The organism is Mangrovimonas aestuarii (assembly GCF_028767185.1).
In the GTDB taxonomy this organism is placed as follows: domain Bacteria; phylum Bacteroidota; class Bacteroidia; order Flavobacteriales; family Flavobacteriaceae; genus Mangrovimonas_B; species Mangrovimonas_B aestuarii.
In genome coordinates, this window is the sequence record NZ_JARACK010000001.1 from 479,819 (window position 1) to 505,134 (window position 25,316).

At 37.2% G+C, this 25,316-nt stretch carries 28 protein-coding genes; 3 read left to right on the forward strand and 25 right to left on the reverse strand.

Going from position 1 to position 25,316, the window contains the following annotated elements; genetic code table 11:
• Positions 1–44: 44 nt before the first annotated feature.
• Complete coding sequence (locus PWU04_RS02195; protein WP_274474163.1) at positions 45–1,046, reverse strand: NAD(P)H-dependent glycerol-3-phosphate dehydrogenase; 1,002 nt, start codon at positions 1,044–1,046, stop codon at positions 45–47.
• Between the two features lie 440 nt (positions 1,047–1,486).
• Here PWU04_RS02195 and lysM point away from each other — a divergent pair, with 440 nt between their 5' ends.
• Positions 1,487–1,981 carry a peptidoglycan-binding protein LysM gene (gene lysM / locus PWU04_RS02200; protein WP_274474164.1) on the forward strand — a complete coding sequence of 165 codons (495 nt, stop codon included), beginning with the start codon at positions 1,487–1,489 and terminating at the stop codon, positions 1,979–1,981.
• Between the two features lie 3 nt (positions 1,982–1,984).
• Here lysM and nadD read toward each other — a convergent pair whose 3' ends face one another.
• From nadD to PWU04_RS02215, 3 genes are read right to left on the reverse strand one after another with little or no spacing between them, the layout of a single operon-like run.
• Positions 1,985–2,563 carry a nicotinate (nicotinamide) nucleotide adenylyltransferase gene (gene nadD / locus PWU04_RS02205; protein WP_274474165.1) on the reverse strand — a complete coding sequence of 193 codons (579 nt, stop codon included), beginning with the start codon at positions 2,561–2,563 and terminating at the stop codon, positions 1,985–1,987.
• Between the two features lie 7 nt (positions 2,564–2,570).
• Entirely contained in the window at positions 2,571–3,143 is a 573-nt protein-coding gene (gene gmk, locus PWU04_RS02210; RefSeq protein WP_274474166.1) for a guanylate kinase, read from the reverse strand.
• A gap of 4 nt (positions 3,144–3,147) precedes the next feature.
• Positions 3,148–4,005, reverse strand: coding sequence for a YicC/YloC family endoribonuclease (locus tag PWU04_RS02215; protein WP_274474167.1), 858 nt, complete (start codon positions 4,003–4,005; stop codon positions 3,148–3,150).
• 111 nt (positions 4,006–4,116) lie between these two features.
• On the opposite strand from PWU04_RS02215, the gene PWU04_RS02220 reads away from it, so the two are divergent.
• Complete coding sequence (locus PWU04_RS02220; protein WP_274474265.1) at positions 4,117–4,596, forward strand: acyl-CoA thioesterase; 480 nt, start codon at positions 4,117–4,119, stop codon at positions 4,594–4,596.
• Here PWU04_RS02220 and PWU04_RS02225 read toward each other — a convergent pair.
• Genes PWU04_RS02225 through PWU04_RS02235 form a run of 3 tightly spaced genes read right to left on the reverse strand, consistent with a single transcriptional unit; the run spans position 4,585 to position 6,545 of the window.
• Positions 4,585–5,478 (reverse strand): DMT family transporter, encoded by an 894-nt coding sequence (locus tag PWU04_RS02225; RefSeq protein WP_274474168.1) that lies wholly within the window; start codon positions 5,476–5,478, stop codon positions 4,585–4,587. The two genes, PWU04_RS02220 and PWU04_RS02225, sit on opposite strands and share 12 nt — an antisense overlap.
• Positions 5,468–5,824, reverse strand: a complete 357-nt coding sequence (locus PWU04_RS02230) for an arsenate reductase family protein (protein ID WP_274474169.1) — start codon at positions 5,822–5,824, stop codon at positions 5,468–5,470. The genes PWU04_RS02225 and PWU04_RS02230 overlap by 11 nt, the downstream gene beginning before the upstream one ends.
• 4 nt (positions 5,825–5,828) lie before the next feature.
• A complete protein-coding gene (locus tag PWU04_RS02235) occupies positions 5,829–6,545 on the reverse strand; it encodes a DUF3298 and DUF4163 domain-containing protein (protein WP_274474170.1) in 717 nt (238 codons plus the stop codon).
• A gap of 245 nt (positions 6,546–6,790) precedes the next feature.
• Between PWU04_RS02235 and PWU04_RS02240 the strand changes: the two genes are divergently transcribed.
• Positions 6,791–7,954, forward strand: a complete 1,164-nt coding sequence (locus PWU04_RS02240) for a cystathionine gamma-synthase (RefSeq protein ID WP_274474171.1) — start codon at positions 6,791–6,793, stop codon at positions 7,952–7,954.
• 69 nt (positions 7,955–8,023) lie between these two features.
• Here PWU04_RS02240 and PWU04_RS02245 read toward each other — a convergent pair whose 3' ends face one another.
• The 18 genes from PWU04_RS02245 to PWU04_RS02330 form a co-directional block, all read right to left on the reverse strand.
• Positions 8,024–9,886, reverse strand: coding sequence for a DUF3604 domain-containing protein (locus tag PWU04_RS02245; RefSeq protein ID WP_274474172.1), 1,863 nt, complete (start codon positions 9,884–9,886; stop codon positions 8,024–8,026).
• Positions 9,887–10,129: 243 nt separating this feature from the next.
• Entirely contained in the window at positions 10,130–10,837 is a 708-nt protein-coding gene (locus PWU04_RS02250; protein ID WP_274474173.1) for a hypothetical protein, read from the reverse strand.
• Positions 10,815–11,489 carry a carboxypeptidase-like regulatory domain-containing protein gene (locus PWU04_RS02255; RefSeq protein ID WP_274474174.1) on the reverse strand — a complete coding sequence of 225 codons (675 nt, stop codon included), beginning with the start codon at positions 11,487–11,489 and terminating at the stop codon, positions 10,815–10,817. Before PWU04_RS02255 ends, PWU04_RS02250 begins: the two co-directional genes overlap by 23 nt.
• A gap of 241 nt (positions 11,490–11,730) precedes the next feature.
• Positions 11,731–13,374 carry a glucose-6-phosphate isomerase gene (gene pgi / locus PWU04_RS02260; RefSeq protein WP_274474175.1) on the reverse strand — a complete coding sequence of 548 codons (1,644 nt, stop codon included), beginning with the start codon at positions 13,372–13,374 and terminating at the stop codon, positions 11,731–11,733.
• 8 nt (positions 13,375–13,382) lie between these two features.
• Positions 13,383–14,687, reverse strand: coding sequence for a M23 family metallopeptidase (locus PWU04_RS02265; protein ID WP_274474176.1), 1,305 nt, complete (start codon positions 14,685–14,687; stop codon positions 13,383–13,385).
• On the reverse strand, positions 14,645–15,568 hold the full coding sequence (locus PWU04_RS02270) for a tryptophan 2,3-dioxygenase family protein (protein WP_274474177.1): 924 nt from the start codon (positions 15,566–15,568) through the stop codon (positions 14,645–14,647). The genes PWU04_RS02265 and PWU04_RS02270 overlap by 43 nt, the downstream gene beginning before the upstream one ends.
• A 3-nt stretch (positions 15,569–15,571) precedes the next feature.
• Positions 15,572–16,354 (reverse strand): DUF3108 domain-containing protein, encoded by a 783-nt coding sequence (locus PWU04_RS02275; protein ID WP_274474178.1) that lies wholly within the window; start codon positions 16,352–16,354, stop codon positions 15,572–15,574.
• A gap of 132 nt (positions 16,355–16,486) precedes the next feature.
• Complete coding sequence (gene hppD, locus PWU04_RS02280) at positions 16,487–17,647, reverse strand: 4-hydroxyphenylpyruvate dioxygenase (RefSeq protein WP_274474179.1); 1,161 nt, start codon at positions 17,645–17,647, stop codon at positions 16,487–16,489.
• Positions 17,648–17,709: 62 nt separating this feature from the next.
• Positions 17,710–18,864: a homogentisate 1,2-dioxygenase gene (locus tag PWU04_RS02285; RefSeq protein WP_274474180.1), complete on the reverse strand. Its 1,155-nt coding sequence runs from the start codon at positions 18,862–18,864 to the stop codon at positions 17,710–17,712.
• Between the two features lie 283 nt (positions 18,865–19,147).
• On the reverse strand, positions 19,148–20,008 hold the full coding sequence (atpG, locus tag PWU04_RS02290; protein WP_274474181.1) for an ATP synthase F1 subunit gamma: 861 nt from the start codon (positions 20,006–20,008) through the stop codon (positions 19,148–19,150).
• A gap of 73 nt (positions 20,009–20,081) precedes the next feature.
• Positions 20,082–21,662 carry a F0F1 ATP synthase subunit alpha gene (gene atpA / locus PWU04_RS02295; protein ID WP_274474182.1) on the reverse strand — a complete coding sequence of 527 codons (1,581 nt, stop codon included), beginning with the start codon at positions 21,660–21,662 and terminating at the stop codon, positions 20,082–20,084.
• A gap of 55 nt (positions 21,663–21,717) precedes the next feature.
• Positions 21,718–22,257 carry an ATP synthase F1 subunit delta gene (atpH, locus tag PWU04_RS02300; RefSeq protein WP_274474183.1) on the reverse strand — a complete coding sequence of 180 codons (540 nt, stop codon included), beginning with the start codon at positions 22,255–22,257 and terminating at the stop codon, positions 21,718–21,720.
• Between the two features lie 9 nt (positions 22,258–22,266).
• On the reverse strand, positions 22,267–22,767 hold the full coding sequence (locus PWU04_RS02305; RefSeq protein ID WP_274474184.1) for a F0F1 ATP synthase subunit B: 501 nt from the start codon (positions 22,765–22,767) through the stop codon (positions 22,267–22,269).
• 90 nt (positions 22,768–22,857) lie between these two features.
• Positions 22,858–23,052, reverse strand: coding sequence for an ATP synthase F0 subunit C (atpE, locus tag PWU04_RS02310; protein WP_274474185.1), 195 nt, complete (start codon positions 23,050–23,052; stop codon positions 22,858–22,860).
• Positions 23,053–23,089: 37 nt separating this feature from the next.
• Complete coding sequence (atpB, locus tag PWU04_RS02315) at positions 23,090–24,178, reverse strand: F0F1 ATP synthase subunit A (RefSeq protein ID WP_274474186.1); 1,089 nt, start codon at positions 24,176–24,178, stop codon at positions 23,090–23,092.
• Positions 24,179–24,317: 139 nt separating this feature from the next.
• Positions 24,318–24,713: a DUF6168 family protein gene (locus tag PWU04_RS02320; protein WP_274474187.1), complete on the reverse strand. Its 396-nt coding sequence runs from the start codon at positions 24,711–24,713 to the stop codon at positions 24,318–24,320.
• Complete coding sequence (locus tag PWU04_RS02325) at positions 24,710–24,934, reverse strand: AtpZ/AtpI family protein (protein WP_274474188.1); 225 nt, start codon at positions 24,932–24,934, stop codon at positions 24,710–24,712. Before PWU04_RS02325 ends, PWU04_RS02320 begins: the two co-directional genes overlap by 4 nt.
• The gene (locus tag PWU04_RS02330) at positions 24,906–25,310 is read right to left on the reverse strand and encodes a bactofilin family protein (protein ID WP_274474189.1); all 405 of its coding nucleotides are present in this window, start codon (positions 25,308–25,310) and stop codon (positions 24,906–24,908) included. Before PWU04_RS02330 ends, PWU04_RS02325 begins: the two co-directional genes overlap by 29 nt.
• Positions 25,311–25,316: the final 6 nt, after the last annotated feature.

Here is a 25,316-nt window from a genome sequence, read left to right on the forward strand (position 1 = left end):
TAATAAGAAAATAAAGAAAAGCTTAAGAACAAAAAAGCCGGATATTAATCCAGCTTTTCAGTTAATTTATCAAAAACCTTCTTGGGCTCTTTCCCTTCGTAAAGAATGCTGTAAACAGCTTGTATTATGGGAAGTTTGGTTTTCTTTTCGTTTTGTTCGTTAAGTAAGTGAGCACTTTTTGTTGCATAGTAACCTTCCGCTACCATGTTCATTTCCATCATGGCCGATTTTACCGTATACCCCTTTCCAATCATGTTCCCAAACATGCGGTTTCTGGAAAATACAGAATAGCCGGTTACCAACAAATCTCCCAAATAAGCTGAGTTGTTAATGTTACGCTTCATCTTGTGCATTTTCTTGATAAAACGTTTCATCTCACGAATGGCGTTACTCATCAATACACTTTGGAAGTTGTCTCCGTACCCCAATCCATGAGCAATTCCCGCAGCAATGGCGTAAATATTTTTAAGCATAACAGCATATTCGGTACCAATAACGTCATCGCTTGTTTTGGTTTTTATATAGCTGCTCGACAGATTTTTAGCAATATCTTTGGCTGTAGACGAGTCGGCACATGAAATTGTTAGATAAGATAGTCTTTCCAAAGCAACCTCCTCGGCGTGACAAGGTCCTGCAATAACACCAATATTTTTAAACGGAATTTTGTAGATATCATGAAAATGTTCTCCAACAAGTAGTCCGCTTTCTGGGATAATCCCTTTTACAGCCGACACAACAACTTTGTCTGATATATCAACCGTAAGTTTTTCCAATTCGGAATGGATAAATGCCGACGGGATTACAAAAATCAAAACATCGGCGTAAGCCGCCATTTCGTTAATATCGTTACTCAGTTTTAATTGTTCCAAATGAAACTCGACTGAGCTAAGATAGTTAGGGTTATGTTGTTCTTTAAGTAAATGCTCCTTGGTGTAAACGCTGCGCATATACCATCCTACTTCGTCAAGGTTTTCACAAAGCATTTTTACGATGGCTGTAGCCCAACTTCCAGCACCAAAAACCGCATACTTTTTATTGTTGCTCATAGTTTAGTTATTCCAAGTTCAAAAATACATAAAATAAAAGTCTTATAGCCCAAGTAGGATACTTTGTATTATCACCTATACTAGTAATGTTTCCAAAAAATGAAAGATAAGAAAGTTGAGCTTGGTATAGCAGTTTAAAACTTTAACATTAGATTATGATTGCTGTAACAATGAAGTTAATACTTGGGCGTTAATATTGTAAGTAGAAAACTAAGGAAAATAGGTTAGTTTTTGGTTGGTTATTTAGTTTTGAGGAGCTGTTTAAAACACTAGTTTTAAGCAGCTTCTTTTTTTAAGTTATTGAATGTCTTGTTTTATGGTTAAAAAGAAATTTACAACGATTTTTTCAAGCGCATAAACGATTGACTGGATGCAACTTATTGCTTTACTTAAAATTTTTATTGAACTTTAATATTGCTAATATTTAATCAATAAATCCTATGGGGCTAATCGCATTTAAAAAGGAGGCTGGAGCCAGATTGTTAGGGAGACGAGCCAGAGTATTAACAAAAGCGGCATCAGCTTTAAAATTAAAGTTTTCAGAGGAGAAAACAGATGGGGCTAGCGCTAAGCGCTTGGAAGAAACTATCAGAGATTTAGACTTGGAGGTTCATGGTCTCAAAGTAAAGATTTATGGAAATAGTGCCACTATTACGGGTATTGCCTTTGACTCTTCTACTAAAGAAAAAATTGTACTGGTAGTAGGCAACTCAAAAGGCATTGCAGAAGTAGATGATCAAATGACTGTTGAGCACGTAGAACCCGAAGCTCAATTTCATACTGTAATCAATGGTGATTCCTTAAGTAAGATTTCGAAAAAATATTATGGAAGTTCATCAAAGCATCCCGAAATTTTTGAGGCCAACAAACCCATGCTTAGCAATCCTGACATGATATATCCCGGACAAGTACTACGGATTCCCGATTTAGGATAATTACTATTGATAAAACAGCATTTCATCAATGTAGCGCCAAACCTTTGGAGGCAGTAAAGGACGCACGTTCTTTCCAGACTTGATATCCTTTCTTATATGCGTTGATGAAATTTCGATGATAGGAGCATCTATTCTATGGATTTTAGAGTGATCTTCAAATTGCTTATCAGCCTTTCCTTCTGAAACTCTAGGGTACACATAAATATCATATCGCTCTAAAATAACCTCATAGTTTCTCCATTTATGGAAACTCTTCAAATTATCCTCACCCATAATGAGTGAAAACTCATGTTTAGGGTGTTTCTCCTCTAAATGGGCAAGTGTATTTATAGTATAATTAGGCTGAGGAAGACCGAATTCTATGTCTGAAGGCTTTAGTTTATCATAGTCGCTTGTAGCCTGAAATACCATTTCCAACCGTTGGTAGTTATCCAACATAGATGCCTTTTTCTTAAACGGACTCTGTGGAGTAACCACAAACCATATTTGATCCAAATTACTGTGTTCGGCAATATGGTTGGCCAATATTAAGTGCCCAATGTGAATGGGATTAAATGTACCGAAATACAATCCGACTTTCATAAACTTACTACTTGTTTAAAAAGGTGGAAACAAGATCTTCTGCTTCCTTTAGCGCGACTTCAAGTTCGTTGTTCACAATAATGTAATCAAATTGAGGTGCTGTTGCCAATTCGATAGAAGCCTTAGCTACACGCATATTAATTTTATCCTCTGTTTCTGTTTGACGTTTTTTCAGACGAATTTTAAGTTCTTCAATACTTGGAGGCTTAACAAATACTGCCAAAGTGCGATCTGGATAGATCTTTTTAATATCCAATCCGCCAACTACATCTATATCGAAAATTACATTTTTCCCTTTTGCCCAGATACGCTCTACTTCACTTTTCAACGTACCGTAAAAATTGTCACGGTATACTTCTTCCCACTCCAAAAACTCATCGTTCTTGATTTTGTTTTTAAACTCTTCAAGCGATAAAAAATAGTAATCCTTACCGTGCTCTTCGTTAGGTCGCTTTTCTCTTGAAGCAGCAGAAATTGAGAACTCTAAGTTAAATTCTTTTTTTCCTAATAGGTGCTTTACTATTGTAGTTTTACCCGATCCTGATGGTGCAGAAAAAACTATCAGTTTGCCTTCTTTCATGGGGTTAGAGTACGTTTAAAAGTTGTTCTTTTACTTTTTCGAGTTCGTCTTTCATCTGTACCACCAATTTTTGCATTGGTGCATAGTTACTTTTGGATCCAATGGTGTTTATTTCACGACCTATTTCCTGACCGATAAAGCCAAGTTTTTTCCCATTGGAATCTTTAGAATCCAAAGACTTTATGAAGTAATCCAAGTGGTTTTTTAAACGCACTTTTTCTTCGGTGATATCGTATTTTTCAATGTAGTAAACCAGTTCCTGTTCAAAACGGTTTTCGTCAACATTCTCTTTTAAATCTTCAATGCCTTTCCTCAAGCGATCACGAACAGCTTCTACGCGTTCTGGATCTATGGCAATTACCTGATCAAGCAAATTGGAAATGTTAGCAATACGGGTTTTAAAATCTGCTTCCAATACTTTTCCTTCATCCAATCGATATTCATTAATATGAGCTACTGCCAATTTGATTTCGGCTAATATGGATTTCCATTCATTTTCATCTATCTCGTCTCTTTCTGTATTTAATGAATCCGGAAAACGAACAGCCATTTTTAGCAATTCAGTTTCATCGCCACTAACAATATCCTTAAGCTGCTTCATATATTCATTTATCACAGCTTTGTTAAGATTGGTAGATGTTTCCTCTCCGGTAATTTCTGCATAAATGGAAAAATCGATTTTCCCACGTACTAGCTCGTTAGCAATGAGCTTTCTTATTTCCAATTCCTTTTCCCGATACACGGAGGGCATTCGCGTATTCAAATCGAGGTTTTTGCTGTTAAGCGATTTAAGTTCTATGGTAATTTTTTTGGTAGGTAACTGTAATACAGATTTACCATAGCCTGTCATTGAATGTATCATATAATGTTATAAATAAATATTGTGCAAAGGTAAGTAAAAAGCTAAGGTATATAAAACTGAGTTTGTTTATTATGCACGCATACGAAAAAGCCTTAAATTTGAATAAAAATGATGTTTTTAAAGGATTTTGAAATACGATGGAGTGATGTTGATGCCAATCAGCATTTGGCAAATTCTGCCTATACCAATTTTATGAGCCATACGCGAGTAGCCTTTTTGAAGGACAATGGGTTTGATATTAGAACATTGAATAAAAACGGTATTGGCCCTGTGGTGTTTTATGAGCATATGTACTACTTTAAAGAGGCCTTTATGGGTGATCCGATAAAAGTAGGATTGGAAGTTTCTGGGTTCAGTGAAGATGGCATGTTCTTTGGCTTTGAACATAATTTTTACAATAAAAATGGTCATAACCTTGCCAACTGCGATATGCTTGGAGGATGGATAGATTTAAAATCTAGAAAGCTCTGCCCTTTGCCTGAGGAATTGAAACAGATTTTCGAGGGCTTTCCAAGAGCTAAAAACTTTAGTTTTCTAACGAAAGATGACACTAGAAAATTTGGAAAACGTCCAATTCACCTAAGCTTGTAGTTTAGGCTTTTTGGTTACTAGGTAAACTCCTGCAAAAATAAGAGCAGAGGCTATTAATTTTACGGTATTTAATGAGTCGCTACCCATAACAATGGCAAATATTCCTGCGATTACTGGTTGCAGGTAAAGAAATGTACTTACCGTAGAAGCTCTTAGGTGGCGTAGTGCCAGCGGATTTAAAATATAAGTTCCAAAGGTTGCCGCTATAATAACAAATACCACAGAAAACCAAATGTAAGGTGAAAAGGAACCCCAGTTTACCATGGTAAGTTCTCTAAAGCCAAAAGGCAGGGTAAACAAAGCTCCAAATACAAACAACCATCTTATAAAAGTAAAAGGATGATACTTATAGGTGAGTTTTTTTATTATTATAAGGTATATACTGTAGGATGAGGCATTGATAAATACAAGAAAATTTCCTAATAGGATATTGTCTCCAGCTTGAGTAGATTTTCCGTATACAGATAACACTATGGCTCCCATAAAGCCAAGGCAAATGCCAATTACCTTAGGTGTAGTGATTTTCTCGTTCAACATTATGGACGATAATATTAACACAATAATCGGGACCACAACCATAATTACTGAGGCATGAATTGGAGTAGTAAACTCCAAGCCCTTAAAAAAAGTAAGCATATTCAAGGTTAAGCCAAAAAAAGCCGCCAAAGCAAAGGTTTTAAAATCTTTTCGATCTATTTTTTCCTTTGGTCCCAAAAAGCTCAAAAGCCAAAATAATATACATGCCCCAAAAACCCTTAAGAAAATAAATCCGAATGGCTTAATGTAGCTTTCGTCTATTACATCATTAGCAAATGTAAAAGTGAGCCCATAAATAACCTGCACCATAAATACAGCGATAAGGGCAAAAATTCTAGCGCTCATGAATGTTCTGTTTGGCCTGCTCCACAGTCTTTTTTGAATTTCCTATGAAAATGCTATCCTCATTAATGATAACCGGACGCTTTAAAAAGGTATAGTGTTCTAAGATATACTGTTTAAAGTCGGCCTCACTTAAGTTTTGGTTTTTCAGATCCATTTCCTTGTAAAGCTTGGCCCTTTTGCTGAATAGAGATTCATAACTCCCTGCAAGCTCATGCATTTCTTCAACCTGCTTCACAGTCATTGGTTCTTCCTTTATTTCTTGAAGTACGAAATCCGACGGAAGGTCTAGTTCGTTTAAAATCCTCAAGCAGGTATTGCAGGTTTTTAGGTAATAAATCTTCTTCATTGCTTTAATAATAATTTAAAAAAGAGGACACATTGCTAAGCGGAATGTGAACTTCGGTAATACCGGTTGAATATGGAGCAATCTCGTAGGTGTTATACAATAAAACGAGCTTGTCTTCAGAAAAACCGATATTTTCCGGCAAAGAAAATTGATTTGAATTAAAATAGAAATCCTTTCTGTCTTTTATTTTTTCATTAAAAGCGTTTTTGGCAATTTCTCTAAAGCCATCAATGTCGTTAAATAATGCTTCCTTAGTGATTTCCTTTCCAGTTACGGCATCAAAATTAATGAAGTTTATCACTGTTATACCGTGAGCGCCACCCGTGTTCATGTAAGTGGTGAGTGCAATACTTATTAGCTCTGATGATTTATATGCTACCTCCCCATCAATTTGAGCTTCCCATATTTGAGGACTATCTGGAAATTCATTTTTAAATCTTGTAAATTCGCTATTGAATTGTTCAATTTTCTCTTCAACGGTAACAGAAGTTTTATCCTCAGGATCATATTGACTCAAAGCAGCTATTAGCTTATCGCCAATAACTTTATTTATATTTAGTGCTACTTCGTGTTCGCCAGACGCCATTGGCACATTTATTTCTACAATGGTATTGTTTTTTGTGGAAATGTTATGTTCTATAAAACTTAGTTCTGGAGCAGTATTGCAAGATTGAAAAATTAAAAGTATAGCCAAGGCTAAAAAAGATCTAATAAACTTCATGAAATAGGGTTATGTTAAAGGCTGTATAAAGGTAGGTATTGTGTTTGAATAGTACGAATTTAAACTTAGTTTTGTGTTAAAGACTATGGCTTATCAAATGAGCCATAGCTATCTTGATATCAACCGAGGTGATTAATATCGAATTACATCTGACAGATACAAATAATAAAATTAAACAGATGAAACATCCGCAACTAAAATTTGATCCTACCACAGGATGATTACATGGATGTTACATGTGACCATTGAAAAACAATAAATACAGACACATGAAATTTAATACAAAAACGATACACGGAGGCCAGGAACACGACAAAGCCTATGGTGCAGTAATGCCTCCTATTTACCAAACCTCTACTTATGCACAAAGCACTCCCGGAGGTCACAAAGGATATGAGTATTCAAGAACACACAACCCAACACGTCATGCTCTTGAGCAGGCTTTGGCAAGCATCGAAAATGGTAATCACGGACTGGCTTTTGGTTCTGGTTTGGCTGCTATTGATGCTGTAATGAAACTCTTAAGCCCAGGCGACGAGGTGGTTTCTACTAACGATCTTTACGGAGGGTCATATCGCTTATTTACTTCGATTTTTCAAAACTTTGGCATTAAGTTCCATTTTATCGGAATGGAAAATGCTGCAAATATTGAGAATTACATTAACAGCAACACCAAGCTAATCTGGGTAGAAACACCAACAAACCCTATGATGAACATTATTGACATTAAAGCAACTGCCGAAATTGCTAAAAAACATAATGTTCTTCTGGCTGTCGATAATACTTTTGCAACGCCTTATTTGCAGCAACCATTGGATTTAGGTGCTGATTTGGTTATGCACTCGGCAACGAAATACTTGGGTGGACATAGCGATGTGGTTATGGGAGCCCTTGTAGTTAAGGATAAAGAGCTAGCCGATAGACTATATTTTATACAAAACGCCAGTGGTGGCGTTTGCGGACCTCAAGACAGCTTCCTGGTACTACGTGGAATAAAAACCTTACACGTACGTATGCAACGCCATTGTGAGAATGGCCGTGCTGTAGCCGAGTATTTAGCTAAACACCCTAAAATTGAAAAGGTGTACTGGCCAGGATTTGAAAACCATCCAAACCATGACATCGCTAAATCACAAATGAAGGATTTTGGTGGTATGGTGTCATTCACAACGAAAGGTAACGACTATAAAAAAGCCATAGAAACAGTGGAAAAACTAAAAGTGTTTACATTGGCAGAATCTCTAGGGGGTGTTGAATCGTTATGTGGTCACCCTGCTAGTATGACCCATGCAAGTATTCCCAAAGAGGAACGTGAAAAAACGGGTGTTGTAGATTCCTTAATCCGTTTGAGTGTAGGTATAGAGGACATCGACGATTTAATTGGAGATTTAGAACAAGCATTAGCTTAAACAAAATAAATAAACCAACAAAGCCACTCAGTGAGTGGCTTTGTTGGTTATAATCTGGTCGATTAAAGTCTATTGGGGTGTATACCAAATAGGGCTACTCCATGCCCGCTCTTGTATACTGGCAGGAAGATCTTCTCGAGGTGCTATACCAAGGGTTTTGGCATCGTAGGTACTCCAGCGTGGTGTAGGTATTTCCAAAACTCTAACATAATAAAAGGCATAATGTTGAGCATTAAAATCTGGATCGGTCCAAACGGTTTTCAACTCTGCAGCCCCAATGTCGTTGGTATAAGAGGCGTTTTGAACATCAACTGTATTTCCAACTGCTGCCACCTTACCGTTAGCGTCTATTTCTCGATTATCAGACATGGCAACATTGTAGATCTTTTCATGGGTATTACCATTTTCATCTACCCATCCTTTTATCACCTGAATACGGTCAAGGTTGGCACCATCAGTCTCTTTAAGAGCATGAATTACAAAAGAAGGCGCATCTCCAGTTGAGGGTTGCAAGTCACTTCCCATTGGCACTCCATTGTCGTAAGCGCTTTTCACCCAATCATTTTGGTCTAACATATCTTGGGCAAAATTATACCCTCCAAAAAAGCGAACTTTCATTCGTGTACCAGACGTTCCAAAGGTTTCTTTTCTTTTCAAGGCCTCAAAAATTGAGGCTCTCGTATTTGATTCCGCCCAAACTCCTGCCAAGCCCCCGGAACTAAATTCTCGTATTTGCTGGTTATTAGCTTCTTTATTACCGGGAATACCTTCAAGACGATGTTCTGGGTTATTTTCCATACCGAACTTACCTGTGTAGTTGTCCTCTTCTATACTCGATGCTGAATTATGCGTGTCTGAATCCCCAATAACCCCATATTTAAATGGGTTTCCAGCACCGTCCTTGTCTAGCTTAAGGCCATCTTTGTAGGCTTCACGGAGGTAACTTCCCTTTCGTTTTTTTGGTCGCTCGGTAATGGCCGAAAGGGTGTAATCCCATAACTCAAAATTAGCGAACTCATCATTCGGGCTTAGGTCGGGGTGTACTTCCGAGGTTCCCTTAATCTGTGAAATTTCATAAAGTGGCTCATTTTTCATTCTACTGTCACTATAAGCTTTAGTGATAGGATTGTCATCAGAATCTACCAGCTCGAACATCATTCCATCACTGGCATTTCCGTTATGTGGCACCGCCAATAGGGTTGCGCCATTATTTCTGGCATTTTCCATATAGTTCCATAGATCTTCAGGTCTTGCAGAATCGAACACTGAATACGGTAAATCGGGAACGTTTTCGTTATTACCAAAAAGCACAACTCTATGAAGGTTACGGTTGTTAGGTGCTGAAGTCCACTCAAAGGCAGAAAAAGTAGTGAATTTTCCTGGCTCATTATGTTTGTCGCCAATGACTATTATTTCCTTCCAAAGAGATTTTGCTGAATTAGAATCGTTTAATTCGTCCTGGGAAATTCCTTTGTTCAGGTCGTCCAGAATTTCAGCAAATGCCTCGAAAGCAACTCCAGGCTCTTTTGAGGTTACCCTTTTTGCGATGGGGAGTTTACTAAAGGCACTTTCAGGGTCTTCCATTTTCTTAAATACACCCATATATTCAGCATGTTCAGAAACAGCATACCAATCTAAAGGAACTTTTATTTGTAAGTCACCGCCACCTCCGCCTCCCGGAATGGCTTCCCCCTTAGCCCAACGATAGGCATCATTGGGAGTGGTTACAGAACCATTTGTATAACCATCAAACGACCAGCTTGTATGTATATGTAGGTTGCCAAAGTAAGCATCTTTGTTTGGGTTTATTTTTATCTCAGGAGTGTCTGATGACATTTCTGCATCGGGTGTAGCAGCTTCCTTAGTTTCTTTTTTTTCATCCTGCTTACAGCCCAAAAAGACTAATAGAACCACCCACAGAATATAATTCATAATACATTTCATTTTGAAATAGTTTTGAGCAAAGCTGGTTAATTACTTGAGGTAAATTCAGAGTACTAAAATTACAAAAAAACACTAAAACATTAAACACCAACTATTTAAGACTTGCATTTTAAAAAAAACAGGAAAATAAATCAATGTCTTCTATTGAACGATAGATGGCATGCTAAAAAGATGGATTAGAGTTGTTCTTTGAAGCCTAGAGTCAGGCAACCATAACAATGAAAACAAACCCTATAAAAACATTGAAATCAAATCTGTTTTCCCAATTAAAAACCTGAATCCCAGACCAATGTTATGATATTGGGCCTTTTCAAAAAAATCCGCTAATGCTTCTGAAGTCTTGATATCTGTTTTTTCGGCTCTATAGCTATAGTCTAAATAAATAACAAGAGATCTGGTAAGCTGATAATTAAAAGTCAAACTGTATTTCGTCATTTTTGCCCTATCCCTTTGAGCAATATCCTGAGACCGATAGTTAAACTTATTTTTGTAACGTGAAGTACCTCCTAAGCTAAAGCTTGCTGCAATTCGAATCCTCTCAGCAGGTGAAAAATCGTATCCCAAATAATAGTATTCATAATATAAGGTCGATTTACTGTAGGCACCAACTAACTCAGGATTGGTCACTTTTAAATAATTCGCCCCTAAACCACCTCCTGCAAAAAATCCTTTAAAAATAAATATATGAGTATTCCATTCTATACCAGACTGCCCACTAAGAGCTTCTCCTGCAAAATTATTTCCTGTAGGAATGGGCTGAATATACCCCAAAGAAGTTGCAATAAAACCTCGCTTATATAAAACCGACTCCTCACTTTTTTCGTTGGTTAAACTTAATAACTCTTCAAAACTGCCCTTACCGGTTTGGGCATTTAGATTAAAAAAGAATAATAAAGTTATATGAATATGAAAGGACTTAAAAAGTGAAGTTAAATTCATAATTAGCTTGGTCGATAGTAAAAGTTTGAACCTGTTCTGGCTGGTCGTTTATGGAGTATCTAAATTCTACTGTAGCTCCCAACAAGGTATTAAATGTATTGTTGGCATTTGGGTTTTCATTAATTAAACCGCCCCTAACTTGCTCTTCATAGCAGGAACTGAAGATTGGATTAGATTCTCCTTCCTCATAGGTTTCCGTACAGTTTGTATTAGGGTATCTAAACTCGAATTGCAAAGTAGTACCCTCTGGACTGGCCCTCGTGATATTATAGTTTATTGTGGCTATGTTATGCAAGATAACCGTGCCTAAATCATATGTAAAATTAGTTGGATTATTGGTTTCTGTATTGATCCTGTAACTGTAGTAAGTATAGGCATTATCAACCACAACATTTATTGAAAACCCATCAACACGCTCAAAGACTGAAACAAACGAAAATGCTCCTTCTTGATTACTGGTACCACTACCCAACTCAAAACTGGAATAATTCAAATTAATATCCCTGTTTACGGTTATGTTTGCATTGGGGATTGGAACGCCTGAACCATCCTGAACATTTCCTTTTATCTCTAATCGAATATTGTCCTCTAAATATGGCGTACAACCAAATAAAAAGCAAAATAGAATGAAGTGGGTGAATTTATATTTCATAATTGGACTCAATGCATTTTAGATGTAATTTACTACAAAAAGTTGCGTGGGAAATTATAAAAAAGAATCAACAAGAGAACGGAACATGATGTAATTTTAGCTTTTAGTCACTAGCATTGTTGTATTGAATTCACATGATTATAAATCCCCAGCTTATCTATGTAATGTAAGGATTGAGAAGCACACTGCCTTTTTAGTGAAGAATAATAACAATTAGGAGCCCATATGATAATACGTAGCACTATCGTTTTAATTGATAAACCTCCAACAACTTGGCCGTAGACGCATCGTGAAGCTTGGAAGATTCACCTTTAATTTCATTAAGTATTGAAGTTGCCAATTGCTTACCCAACTCGACACCAAATTGATCGTAGCTAAAGATATTCCAGATTACACCTTGAGCAAATATTTTGTGTTCGTATATGGCAATTAACTTACCTAAACTTTCTGGTGTTAACTTGTCAACAAAAATGGTATTAGTCGGCTTGTTGCCCTCAAATACTTTATAGGGAAGTAATTGCTCAATCTTGGCAGTACTCAATCCCTGTGCTTCAAGCTCTTTTTTTGCTTCTATTGGTGTTTTACCATTAAGCAAAGCCTCAGTTTGGGCAATAAAATTCGATATCAGTTTATCCTGATGATCTTGGTTACCATGTAATGACTTTGCAAACCCAATAAAATCGGCTGGTATGAGTTTAGTTCCTTGATGTATTAACTGAAAAAAAGCATGTTGTGAATTTGTTCCAGGCTCTCCCCAGATTATTGTTCCCGTTTGATAGCCTACTCGCTTTCCCGAACGATCTACGAATTTCCCATTACTCTCCATAATACCTTGTTGCAAGTAAGTCGCAAACTGATTAAGGTATTGCGAATAAGCAATTACAACCTCACTTTCTGCTTCAAAAAAGTTATTATACCAAACACTCAACAAGGCTAAAATAACCGGAATATTGTTCTCAAAATCGGCTTCCTTAAAATGGACATCCATTTTGTGAGCGCCTTTTAACAACTCCTCGAAACGATCATAACCGATAGACAAGCTAATGGTTAATCCTACAGCACTCCATAGTGAGAAACGTCCACCAACCCAATCCCACATCGGGAAGATATTTTCTTGAGCAATACCAAAGGCTTTTACCTGCTCAATATTTGTTGATACTGCAACAAAATGCTTGGAAATGGCATCTTCTGTAGCATAGTTTAAGAACCAAGATTTGATAGTGTTAGCATTGGATAATGTTTCCTGAGTTGTAAAGGTTTTAGAAACTATAACAAATAGTGTCGTCTCAGGATCAAGGTTCTTAATCACCTCATTGACATGATCGCCATCAACATTACTAACAAAATGAGTGTTCAAATGGTTTTTGTAGAACTTTAAAGAATCTACAACCATTGCCGGCCCGAGGTCAGACCCTCCAATACCAATGTTTACCACATCGGTAATAGATTTATCTGTATAGCCTTTATGATTCCCAGAAACAACAGACTCTGTAAACTGATTAATATGTGATTTAACACGATTTATTTCGGGAATGACATTCTCTCCATCAACAAATACTTTGCCGTTCTGAGGTGCTCTTAAAGCTGTATGCAATACAGCTCTCCCTTCTGTCTCGTTAATTTTTTCACCAGAAAAACACGCTTGTATAGCGTCCTTAAGTTTCACCTCTTGTGCTAACTCCAAGAGTAAATCAAGAGTTTCTGAAGTAATTCTGTTTTTGGAATAATCCACATAAAAATCATCCCAGCTTATACTAAACCTATCGGCCCTTCCTTTATCCTCATCAAACAGCGTTTTCATATGAACACCGCTAACACTTTTAAAATGCTCTTTGAGCTTTTTCCAAGCTTGTGTTTGGGTTGGATCGATTTTAGGTAAGGCCATAAATTAATTTAAAGTGATTGGGTAATTTTAGTCTCCTGAACTGGTTCAATAGGCAATTCCTTGGAAATAATATCATCCAATTGGAGCTTTATAGGCTCAATATACTTTAAATATTTCTCTTTTAAACTATCTGAAATAGGTTCTGCTTCTGGAAGTTTTTCCTTAAAGGGATCTACCTGCCTCCCATTCTTCCAAAAACGATAACAAACGTGAGGCCCAGAGGTGTATCCCGTCATTCCTACCCAACCAATTACGTCGCCCTGCTTTACGTACTGACCTTTCTTTACTTTACGTTTTTGCATATGCAAGTATTGGGTTGAATAGGTACCATTGTGTTTAATTTTCACATAATTACCATTACCTCGGGTATAGCCAGCTTTGCTAACCGTTCCATTAGCCGTAGCACGAATGGGCGTCCCCACAGCTGCAGCAAAATCAGTTCCTTTATGTGGTTTTACCCTTCCGTATAGAGCAATGCGCCTCTTCAAGTTATATCTTGAAGAAATTCGCTTATACTCAACAGGAGCTTTTAAAAAGGCGCGACGTAAATTTTTAGCCTCTTCACTGAAGTAATCCGTAATTCCTTTTACGGAATCAGTCATATATTCAAAAGCATAAAATGGCTCATTATTATGCTTAAAATAAGCTGCCTTTACCTTATCCACACCTGCATAAATGGTATCATCTATATATTTATCTGTGTAAATTACCTTGAATTGATCGCCTTTTTGAAGTCTAGAAAAGTCAATGGTCCAAGCATAAATATCGGACATTTTGTAAGCTAAAACAAAGCTAACACCGTTCTCATCAAGTGTTTCAGAAATACTGCTTGTAATGACCCCAGAAAATTCCTTTTCAACATACTTGATAGGTTTTTTACTTGTATAAGCATGAATAGAATCGTTAAAATTGATTACAACATAATCTTCCTTACTAGGCTGATAGATAAAACATCGTGCTTCTTGAAGGGTATCCTTGGAGCACAACAAGGTATAGGGCTTCCCTACTTGAAGATTTCTTATATCAAAAGAGTCCTTGGCTTTTTCGGCTATCTGATAAATTTTAGGATAACCAATACGGTTTCTTTCTAAAATCAATCCAAAACTATCACCTTTTCTAATGGTGTCGCGCTTAACGATAAAATCATTTAGATTAAAACCGAACTCATAAATATCTACAGGCTCTTCAACCTGAGCAATTTCATCATTATTTTCTACCGGTTGTTTTTTATCCTTACAGCCAGCAAACGTTAATATTGCCGTTAAAAGGATTATACATTCTTTCCCCAATCTCTTAATTCTTGTTCGCTCCATAATTCCGGAAAAAATATTCTTCTTTGATATTTAGGATGCATATACTTTACCCATTCGCTACCACCAGTCGCTTCAGCAGTTTCACCACCAATGTTCAAATAATGGTTGGCTGTATTGTAATGTGCCATCACCCAAGTGATGTTTACGGTATAATCGTAATGGCGCATTGCATCGATTAATGTTTTATTTTCTTTAACCTCTTGCGGCAATGATTTGAACTTAGTCCACAGATTACGAGTGTTATAGAATTCGGCAAATCTAATAAATTCATCTTTGTATTTCTCTTCAAAAACTGTTAATAAATAACTTTTCTTGCCAGTTTTGTAGTCTTTTCCAGCCGCTTGCCAATACAAATGGTCTATAGCATGTTCAAACGGTGTGTTTCTATCTATGGTAGCTCTAAATCTATGGTCAATAAGATTGATTAATTCCGTAGAGGCAAATTCAATCTTTCGATACTGAGCACTTTGGAAACCACTTGCAGGTGTTAAAGTCAATCGAAACTTATTGTACTGTTCCACTTCCATACCATCTTTCATGATTGTAAAAGACGAAGTCAGCATATCAAAATACCTACTGATTCGCATTAACTTTTCCGCGAAGAAATCGGCTTCTATATCCTCTTTCTCGGCAACTTGCTCAATCTCCCAAAGAATCATTTTGAACAATAGTTCATTGATTTGATGGTACATGATAAACACCATCTCATCTGGCAAAGTAGAGCGTTGTATTTGTAAATTCAACAAGGCATCAGTTTGTATGTAATCCCAGTAATTAATAGGTTTACTGTGTATTAATCCTTCGAGATGGGTCTCAAGGTTTTGACCCAACAAACCATACTTATCTTCTAATTGATCTATTATGTTCTTATCTATGCTCATTAGTTAGTCTTCTACAATAATTTTAAAAGGATGTTTAAGCCCCTTAAAGGCTTCTAGATCGGCGCGCAGTGAGCCTACAGCCAAATCTGCTTTGATGCGTAAAGGTACTTTATTTTTGTCGTTCGACACCCAAAGGGTTAAACTTTCCTCTTCTTTAAATACGCGCCCTGCCATAACATATGGCCTAAACTTTAAAGTGTGAATATCACCAAAATCAGTACTTATAGTTTCCTCTCCAAGAAACCTTAGCTTAAACCCGTAATTCTCTTCGTCAAAAAACATATTTACCATAACTTCGTCTCCAAGCTTTAACCCTTCAGTATCCAAACTATTACGCAAATAGTAGAACGTGGACACCATATCCTGCACGTTAGGCTCGGTATCAATTACAGATTGCTTATTGTGTTTTTTATTATTTACGTAGGCTTTATTTTTTTGGTGATCGAATTCAATTTCTATGTCCTTGGTGTGACCGCCTTCATCAATATCCCTAATGAATCGGTAAGGAATTAGTTGTTGCTTATCAAAATAGCTCTCATAACGATCTTCTACTTTAAAAAACCATTTTATTGCTCCAGTTGTCCACCCCTTCCCTACCACATGGTAAACAGGCCTCTCATTAATAAAAGTATCGTTAACATGAAGGGTAGCGTTTCCGGCTTTTAAAAAACCACTATAACTCATCCTAAACTTGAACCATTCCCCCGTATCGAAAGCACTAGGATCCTGAGCAGAAACCAGTTGAAAGGATATTAATAACAATATAAATAGTGAGACTTTTTTCATAAGCTGGTTCATGGTATAATATTATTTCATTGTGATTTCTTCGCAATAAAACAATTATTGTTCCAAAAATATTAAAACAAAAAACTCCATCAAGTGCATTGATGGAGTTTTTTTAAATTTTATAAAAAAGGTTTATAGGGTACCTCTCTTTTCCTGTTCTCTTTCGATAGACTCGAATAAGGCCTTAAAGTTACCGGCACCAAATCCGCGAGCTCCCATTCTTTGGATAATCTCGAAGAACAACGTTGGCCGGTCTTCAACTGGTTTAGTAAAGATCTGCAACAAGTATCCTTCCTCATCAGCATCGATCATGATACCTAATGACATTAAGGTTTCTATATTCTCTCTTAATTCGTGATCAAATTCATGTAATCTACCCGGCACTGCATCGTAATACGCCTGCGGTGGGTGAGACAAGAACTCAACACCTCTAGACCTTAATGCAGAAACCGTTTTAATGATATCGTCTGTAGCTACTGCAATATGCTGTACTCCAGAGCCTTCGTAGAAGTCCAAATACTCTTCAATTTGAGATCTCTTCTTCCCTTCTGCTGGTTCGTTAATTGGGAATTTAATACGACCGTTACCATTACTCATTACCTTACTCATAAGTGCAGAGTATTCAGTATGGATTTGCTTATCGTCGAATGAAAGGAAATTAACAAAGCCCATAACGTCTTCGTACCACTTTACCCAAGTGTTCATTTCACCCCAACCTACGTTTCCTACCATATGGTCTATGTATTTCAATCCAACTGGTTCTGGATTATAATCAGACTCCCACTCAACAAAGCCCGGCATAAACACGCCATTATAGTTTTTACGCTCTACAAACATGTGTACCGTTTCACCATAGGTATAGATTCCAGCTCTTACTACTTCACCGTGCTCATCAGTTTCTACCGTAGGTTCCATAAATGATTTGGCACCTCTTTTAGTTGTTTCTTCCCAAGCACTTTTGGCGTCTTCTACCCAAAGAGCAACTACTTTAACTCCGTCACCATGTTTTACGATATGGTCGTTAATAGGGTGCTTGGAATTTAATGGTGTAGTTAATACCAATCTGATTTTATCTTGTTTCAAAACATAAGAAACAGTTTCTCTACTTCCTGTTTCCAGTCCTTTATATGCATATGATTGGAATCCGAAAGCAGTTTTATAGAAGTGTGCTGCTTGTTTAGCATTACCTACATAAAACTCAACGAAATCCGTTCCTAATAGAGGCAAGAAATCTTGTGCCCCTTCAAAAATCTTTTCCAATCCGTAGTCTACTGACTTTATTTCTTTACTCATGATTCTTTATGTTTAAAATGAACGACATACAGTCAATTTTTTTATACGTTTTTAGTTAATTCTTACAACCAAGATTGATAGTATTGCTCGTCGGCAATCTTCATGGCTTCTTCTGTTACTTTTAACGGCTTAAATGTATCAACCATAACAGCCAACTCTTCGGTTTCGGTTTGTCCAATACTGCGCTCAGTAGCACCTGGGTGTGGTCCGTGAGGAATACCAGCCGGATGCAAGGAGATATGTCCTGCATCGATGTCGTTACGACTCATAAAATCACCATCTACATAGTATAACACCTCGTCACTGTCTATATTGCTGTGATTATAAGGTGCAGGAATAGCATCTGGATGGTAATCATACAGTCTAGGCACGAAACTACACACTACAAAAGCATCTGTTTCGAATGTTTGGTGTACTGGTGGCGGTTGGTGAATACGTCCAGTAATAGGCTCGAAATCGTGTATTGAGAAGGCGTATGGATAGTTAAATCCATCATATCCCACAACATCAAATGGATGCGTAGCGTAAACCATATCGAAAATCTCGTCCTGCTTTTTAATTTTCATCAGGAATTCACCTTTCTGATCGTATGTTTCCAATTCTTGTGGCTGACGAATATCACGCTCGCAGAATGGTGAATGTTCTAGCAACTGACCAAACCAGTTACGGTAGCGCTTGGGTGTATAAATAGGACGATAAGATTCAACAATGAATAAGCGGTTGTCTTCTGTGTCGAAGTCTAGTTTATAAATAATTCCTCGAGGAATTAAAAGATAGTCTCCATACTTAAAATCGAGGTTCCCCAAATGGGTTCTCAGCTTACCTGTACCTCGGTGGACAAAGATCAATTCGTCTGCGTCTGAATTTTTGTAGAAATAGTCCTTGGTAGAATGCTTTGGTGCAGCCAAAATGATATTACAATCACTATTGGTCAATACTATTTTTCTACTTTCTAGATAATCCTCGACCTGAGGCACCTGAAAGCCTCTAAAACGATATGATTGAATATTATTCCCCTTGGCTATTTTGGGAGCAACACTATATTGCTTTTTTATCTCTTTGACCATCGTAGGGCGATGCTCGTGATAAGAGTTAGACGACATTCCATCAAATCCGATGGTTCCAAATAGTTGTTCGTAATACAAACTACCATCTTCCTTTCTAAACTGAGTATGTCTTTTTGGTGGTATTTTACCTAATTTATGATAAAACGGCATAGTAAATAATTTTTATAGGTGATTGATTCAGTGAAATAAAAAAATCACCAAAGTCATTCTGGGTTCCTTTTAATAAGGAACTTAAGCAGTGATAATAAACCTTGCCAAGATAGTTTCATCGGATTACAAATATCGTGAAAATTTGTGGATTTAAAGAATGGATATTCAGCTTTCCAAGCTTGAAATTTTAAAAAACCAATAGATGACAATTAATTTTATAAATACTAATAAAACAAAAAGCCCCGCTAATGCGAGGCTTTTATTAATATGTAGAACTAAATGATTAGTTGTTCAGTGCTTCGGCACCACCAACAATCTCTAAGATTTCGTTGGTAATTGCTGCCTGACGTGCTTTGTTGTAAGTTAACTTCAATTGGTCTCTCAACTCAGTTGCGTTATCAGTAGCTTTGTGCATCGCCGTCATACGAGCACCGTGCTCACTAGCAAAAGAGTCTCTTATGCCCTTGTACATTTGTGTTTTTAAAGACTTAGGGATCAACTCTTCTACAATCTCCATTTTCGATGGCTCGAAGATGTAGTCAAGGTTCACATTGTTGTCTTGTTCAACTGGTACAATAGGTAAAAATTGCTCTGTTGTAACGATTTGAGTTGCCGCATTTTTAAATTGGTTGTATACCAATTCTACTTTATCAAACTCTCCTCTTAAGAATCTGTCCATTACCTCTTGGGCAATAGCTGCAACGTTATCAAACGTTAGATCGTCGTAAACATCACTTTGATTGCTAATAACATTACCAGTTTTGGCAAACGCATCGTTAGCTTTTTTACCTACAGTAATGTAAGACACATTTTTATTGGCGTAAACCTCGTTAGTCAATCGGCTTACTTCCTTAATGATGTTAGAGTTGAACGCCCCACACAACCCTCTGTTAGAGGTTATGGCTACGATCAATACGTTCTCAACATCTCTTTGCTCGGCAAATTGGCTTCCTGAATCTGCATCCAAAGTTGCGCTCAAGCTTTGTAAAAGCTCAGTTAACTTATCAGCATAAGGACGCATTGCGGTAATAGCATCTTGTGCTTTTTTCAACTTAGCAGCCGATACCATTTTCATGGCACTGGTAATCTGCATGGTTGAAGACACCGATGATATTCTGTTACGTATTTCTTTTAAATTCGCCATTGTTATAAGTTAAAAGTTCAGAGTTATGGGTTGTGAGAACTTTTGCCCTCACGACCCAACTCTACACTAAAATTTATGCTTTGTAAGCCGCTGATAGATCTTTAGCTACTTTAGTTAGCGTTTCGGTTACCTCGTCTGTTAATTTACCAGCTTTAAGAGTATCTAATATGTTTCTATGCTTAGCGTTCAAAAAGTCTAGGTACTCTCTTTCGAATTCTTTAACACGCTCTACAGGTACATCTTTTAACAAGTTCTTAGAACCTGCGTAGATAATTGCCACCTGATCTTCTACAGTATAAGGATCGTTTTGAGCTTGTTTTAAGATCTCTACGTTACGCTTTCCTTTTTCAATTACATTTAACGTTACAGCATCTAGATCTGATCCAAACTTAGCAAAAGCTTCCAATTCACGGAACTGTGCTTGGTCAAGTTTTAATGTACCAGATACTTTTTTCATTGATTTAATCTGAGCATTACCACCTACACGAGATACAGAAATACCTACGTTAATTGCTGGACGCACACCAGAGTTAAATAAATCCCCATCCAAGAAAATCTGTCCGTCAGTAATTGAAATTACGTTAGTTGGAATATATGCAGATACGTCACCAGCTTGAGTTTCGATAATTGGAAGTGCAGTTAATGATCCACCACCTTTAACGATTGGTTTCAAGCTTTCTGGAAGGTCGTTCATTTCCTTAGCAATTTCGTCATCATTTATCACCTTTGCAGAACGCTCCAATAAACGAGAGTGTAAGTAGAAAACGTCCCCTGGATACGCCTCACGTCCTGGTGGACGACGTAATAATAATGACACCTCACGGTAAGCTACTGCTTGCTTTGATAAATCATCAAACACGATTAATGCTGGACGACCAGTATCTCTAAAATACTCACCAATTGCTGCTCCGGCCATAGGTGCATATACCTGCATTGGTGCAGGATCTGATGCATTTGCAGCTACAATAGTAGTATAGGCTAAAGCACCTTTTTCTTCTAATGTTTTAGCAATGTTTGCTACCGTTGATGCCTTTTGACCAACCGCAACATATATACAGTATACAGGATTACCTGCATCGAAAAATTCTTTTTGATTAAGGATAGCGTCGATACAAACTGTTGTTTTACCAGTTTGACGGTCACCGATAACCAACTCACGTTGTCCTCGTCCTACAGGAATCATGGCATCGATAGACTTAATACCAGTTTGCAATGGTTCTGTTACTGGCTCACGATAGATAACACCAGGAGCTTTACGCTCTAGAGGCATTTCGTAAGTTTCTCCCGTAATAGGTCCTTTACCATCAATTGGATTTCCTAAAGTATCAACCACACGACCAACAATACCTTCACCTACATTGATAGATGCGATACGTTCGGTACGTTTTACTGTAGATCCTTCTTTAACTCCTTGTGAAGCACCTAACAATACAATACCTACGTTGTCTTCTTCAAGGTTAAGTACAATACCTTCAAGACCTCCTTCAAATTCAACTAATTCTCCATATTGAGCGTTAGAAAGTCCGTAAGCACGTACAATACCATCACCAACAGTTAAAACTGTCCCTACTTCGTTCAATGAAGCACTGGCTTCAAAACCTGAAAGTTGTTGTTTTAAGATTGCTGATACTTCAGCTGGTTTTACTTCTGCCATCGTTTTAAGTATTTAAAATATATTTGAAATCAGGCACTAAGGCCTGACTCTCTTTTTAATTTAATGTAAGTTGTCTTTTTAACGTTTGTAATTGGTTGGCGATGCTAGCATTATATTGCTTGTCGCCTACACGTAGAACAAAACCTCCAATGATATCGGCATCTACAGTGCTTTCCAATTCTATTTTAGTACTGTTTGTTAAGGTCTTTACCTTATCCAATACTTTAGTTTTAAGCTCTTCAGTTAACGGTACTGCAGTAGTTACATGTGCTACCTCTATACCTTGAGCTACTTTATAAAGTTCAATATACTTATTGGCAACAGCATAGATTATGTTTAAACGCTTATTGCTGATTAGTGTATCGATCAAGCCAGCAGTTACTGCATTTAAATCAGTAAAAATACCAAGTAATGCTGCCTTTTTTGCTTCAGGGTTAATTACAGCATTTTGCAATACTTGCTGTAATTCTGTACTGGCTTCAACGGTTTTGGTAATAGATACCATATCGTTGTTTACAGCCTCTGCCACCTGCTTCTCCTGTGCAAGGTCTAAAACGGCCTTTGCGTAACGTACTGCTGCTCTTACTCCTGCCATGCTTACGTATTAGTTTAAAGTTGCTTCACCTAACATAGACTCAACAAGTGCTACTTGCTTGTCGTCGCTAGATAGTTCTTTGCGCACTACTTTCTCTGCGATCTCCAATGATAATCCAGCTACGTGGTTTTTCAACTCAGCCATAGCTGCACGCTTTTCGCTTTCAATAGAAGCCTGAGCCTGCTCAACCATCTTGTTTGCTTGCACTTCGGCTTCTTCCTTAGCATCGGCAATCATTTGAGCTTTCATCTCACGAGCTTCTTTAAGTAGTGTTTCACGCTCTGCACGTGCTTCTTTTAAAAGCTTTTCGTTATCGGCATTTAAGTTTGCCATTTCGATTTTAGCTTTTTCAGCAGCATCAAGTGCATCCTGGATTCCTTCTTCTCTAGTTTGTAATGCATTCAAAATTGGTTTCCAAGCAAATTTCACCATTAATACGATTAATATTAATAGTATGATTGTTTGCATTATAAACAAACCAGGCGAAAAATCGTTTAATAACTTATCCATTGTATATATTAATTAAAGAAAATCAAGTTCAATTTTTAAAACTTATTCCTACTGCCAACCGCAATAGGAATAAGTTAAGTTGTTTCCGGATTATTTTCCTAAGAAAAGGGCACCGAATGCCAAACCTTCTAATAATGCACCGATGATGATCATCGCAGTTTGGATTTTTCCAGCAGCTTCAGGTTGACGAGCAATACCTTCCATTGCAGATCCACCGATCTTACCTAATCCAATACCAGCTCCGATAACGATTAAACCAGCACCTACTAAATTTGGAATTGTCATAATAATTGATTTATATAATTAAACAAACTTTTAATTCTTAGTGATGTTCGTGTTCTTCTACTGCCATACCAATGAACAATGCCGATAGCATGGTAAAGATGAACGCTTGTAGAAAGGCTACCAATAGCTCAATTAACATGATGAACAATGTTAACAACAATGATAGACCTGTAGACCCAACAGGTGTTAACATTTCCTTCATTGTAATCGTAATTGCTATCAAGCTCATTACTACAATGTGACCTGCAGAGATGTTAGCAAACAAACGAACCATTAACGAGAACGGCTTAGTAAGCATACCTAACAACTCAATTGGAATCAATATAATTTTCATTGGAACAGGCACTCCTGGCATCCAGAAAATGTGTCCCCAGTAATCTTTATTACCGCTAAAAGTAGTGATAAGAAAAGTAAACAAAGCCAATGCAAATGTTACAGCAATCTGACCTGTTACGTTAAACCCAAGTGGTGTTAAACCAATTAAGTTAGATATCCATATAAAGAAGAATACAGTTAGCAAGAAGCCCATATACTTTCTGTACTTCTTCTCACCAATGTTTGGCTTAGCAATATCGTCACGCACATAAATAACTAGTGGCTCCAATACTCTTGCAAAACCAGTAGGGATTGGACTCTTTTTGTATCCTCTTGCCAAAGAAGAGAATCCCCAAATCATCAACAAACCAATAAATAACATACCCACCACACTCTTAGTAATGGATAAATCTAAAGGCTTAACATTTGTTGGATGATGATGATCGTCCATATTTAGAGTCCCTTCAGCATCGGTTTTGTAAATTTTCCCGTGGAACAACTTATAGTAATTCCCGTTATGCTCAGCTATAGTTTCTCCGTGGTGAAACTTTGAAGACATAAATACTTGAAGTCCGTTGTCCACCAAAATAACAGGAAGGGGAAAACCATAATGCTTTCCAGTTTCTCCATCGGTAAAAAACGTGAAATCGTGCGAATCTTGAATGTGATGCAGAATATAGTCTAGAATCTCTTTATCGGTATCTACTGGATTACCTCCCTGACTACCATTACCTCCTGCAAACGAAACAACTGAAGCTAAAGTAAGTGCTATAGTTGCGAAAAATTTGATAGATTTTTGTGCTATCATCATAACCTTGAATCGATATAAAATTTATGCTCTCTAAATTTCGGTGCAAAGCTACACAATAAATTAAAAATACAAACCCTTTTTTAGATTGTTTTTTAGGCATTTAAAAAGCACGTACAGAAAAAGAGAGAAAAGAAGCCAACTATTTGGCATTCAGAAGCCTTGCTACAAGATAAACTTCAACAAAAAGAAAGACGAATAAAGGAATAACTAGAGCTAGTTTTTCTGACATTTTAAAGACTTCAACGTCAAAAACAGAATGCTGAAACAACAAAACGAAAACGCCAACCTTAACAAAAGTGGTTGCCAAATAGCCAAATCCAGCTTGATCTGGCAATTTCATTGCCAAAAGTTCAATAATACTATAAACAAGACATGAAGCTATACAGTGAAATAGATAGATATCAAACAGAGAAAATGCTAACGTAGTCCCTTGATTATTTAAAAGGTATTGATGAAGATTGAATGAAACCGCAAAAACAACAACGATTAACAATACGTTCTTAATTACAGTTCTTAGTAAAACCTGTGTACTCATTCGCGTTTTGATAGAGAATTAACCTGTCTGATTATACTAAGTATAGCCAGAATTACGGCCGCTAAAGTAACAAACTTTGTATATAAATCATCAGGATTGGGGTACTTCCTGTCGAGATACTCACCCAGGAGGTTCCCCAAATAGATGATAGCCCCCATCTGGAAGGCTGCACCCGTAAGGACTAGGTACTTATTAGGCTGATTTTTCTGATTTCTTTTCACCTTTCATGGATTTTACCCCACCTGTCATGGCACAAGTAACATTAAAGGTTGCTCCGGGTTCAACAGCAAGCTTAGCCGCAGTAACATCACCTTCAATTTTTGCTGTTGGCTTAAGGGTTAATGTTCCTGATAAGGAAAGCTTACCTGAAAACGTTCCTTCAAAATAAGCATCGGTTCCTTCTACAGTTCCTTCAATTACACCCGTTTTACCAACAACAATTCTTCCCGGGGTTTTGAGTGTACCTTCTATGGTGCCATCTATTCTAAATCCCCCTTCACTTGTTATATCTCCAACTATTTTGGTTCCTTGTGCAATAACATTTTGGCTTGTGGTTAATTCGAGGCTTTGCTTGTCCTTTTTATTTTCGGAAAACATAAATTA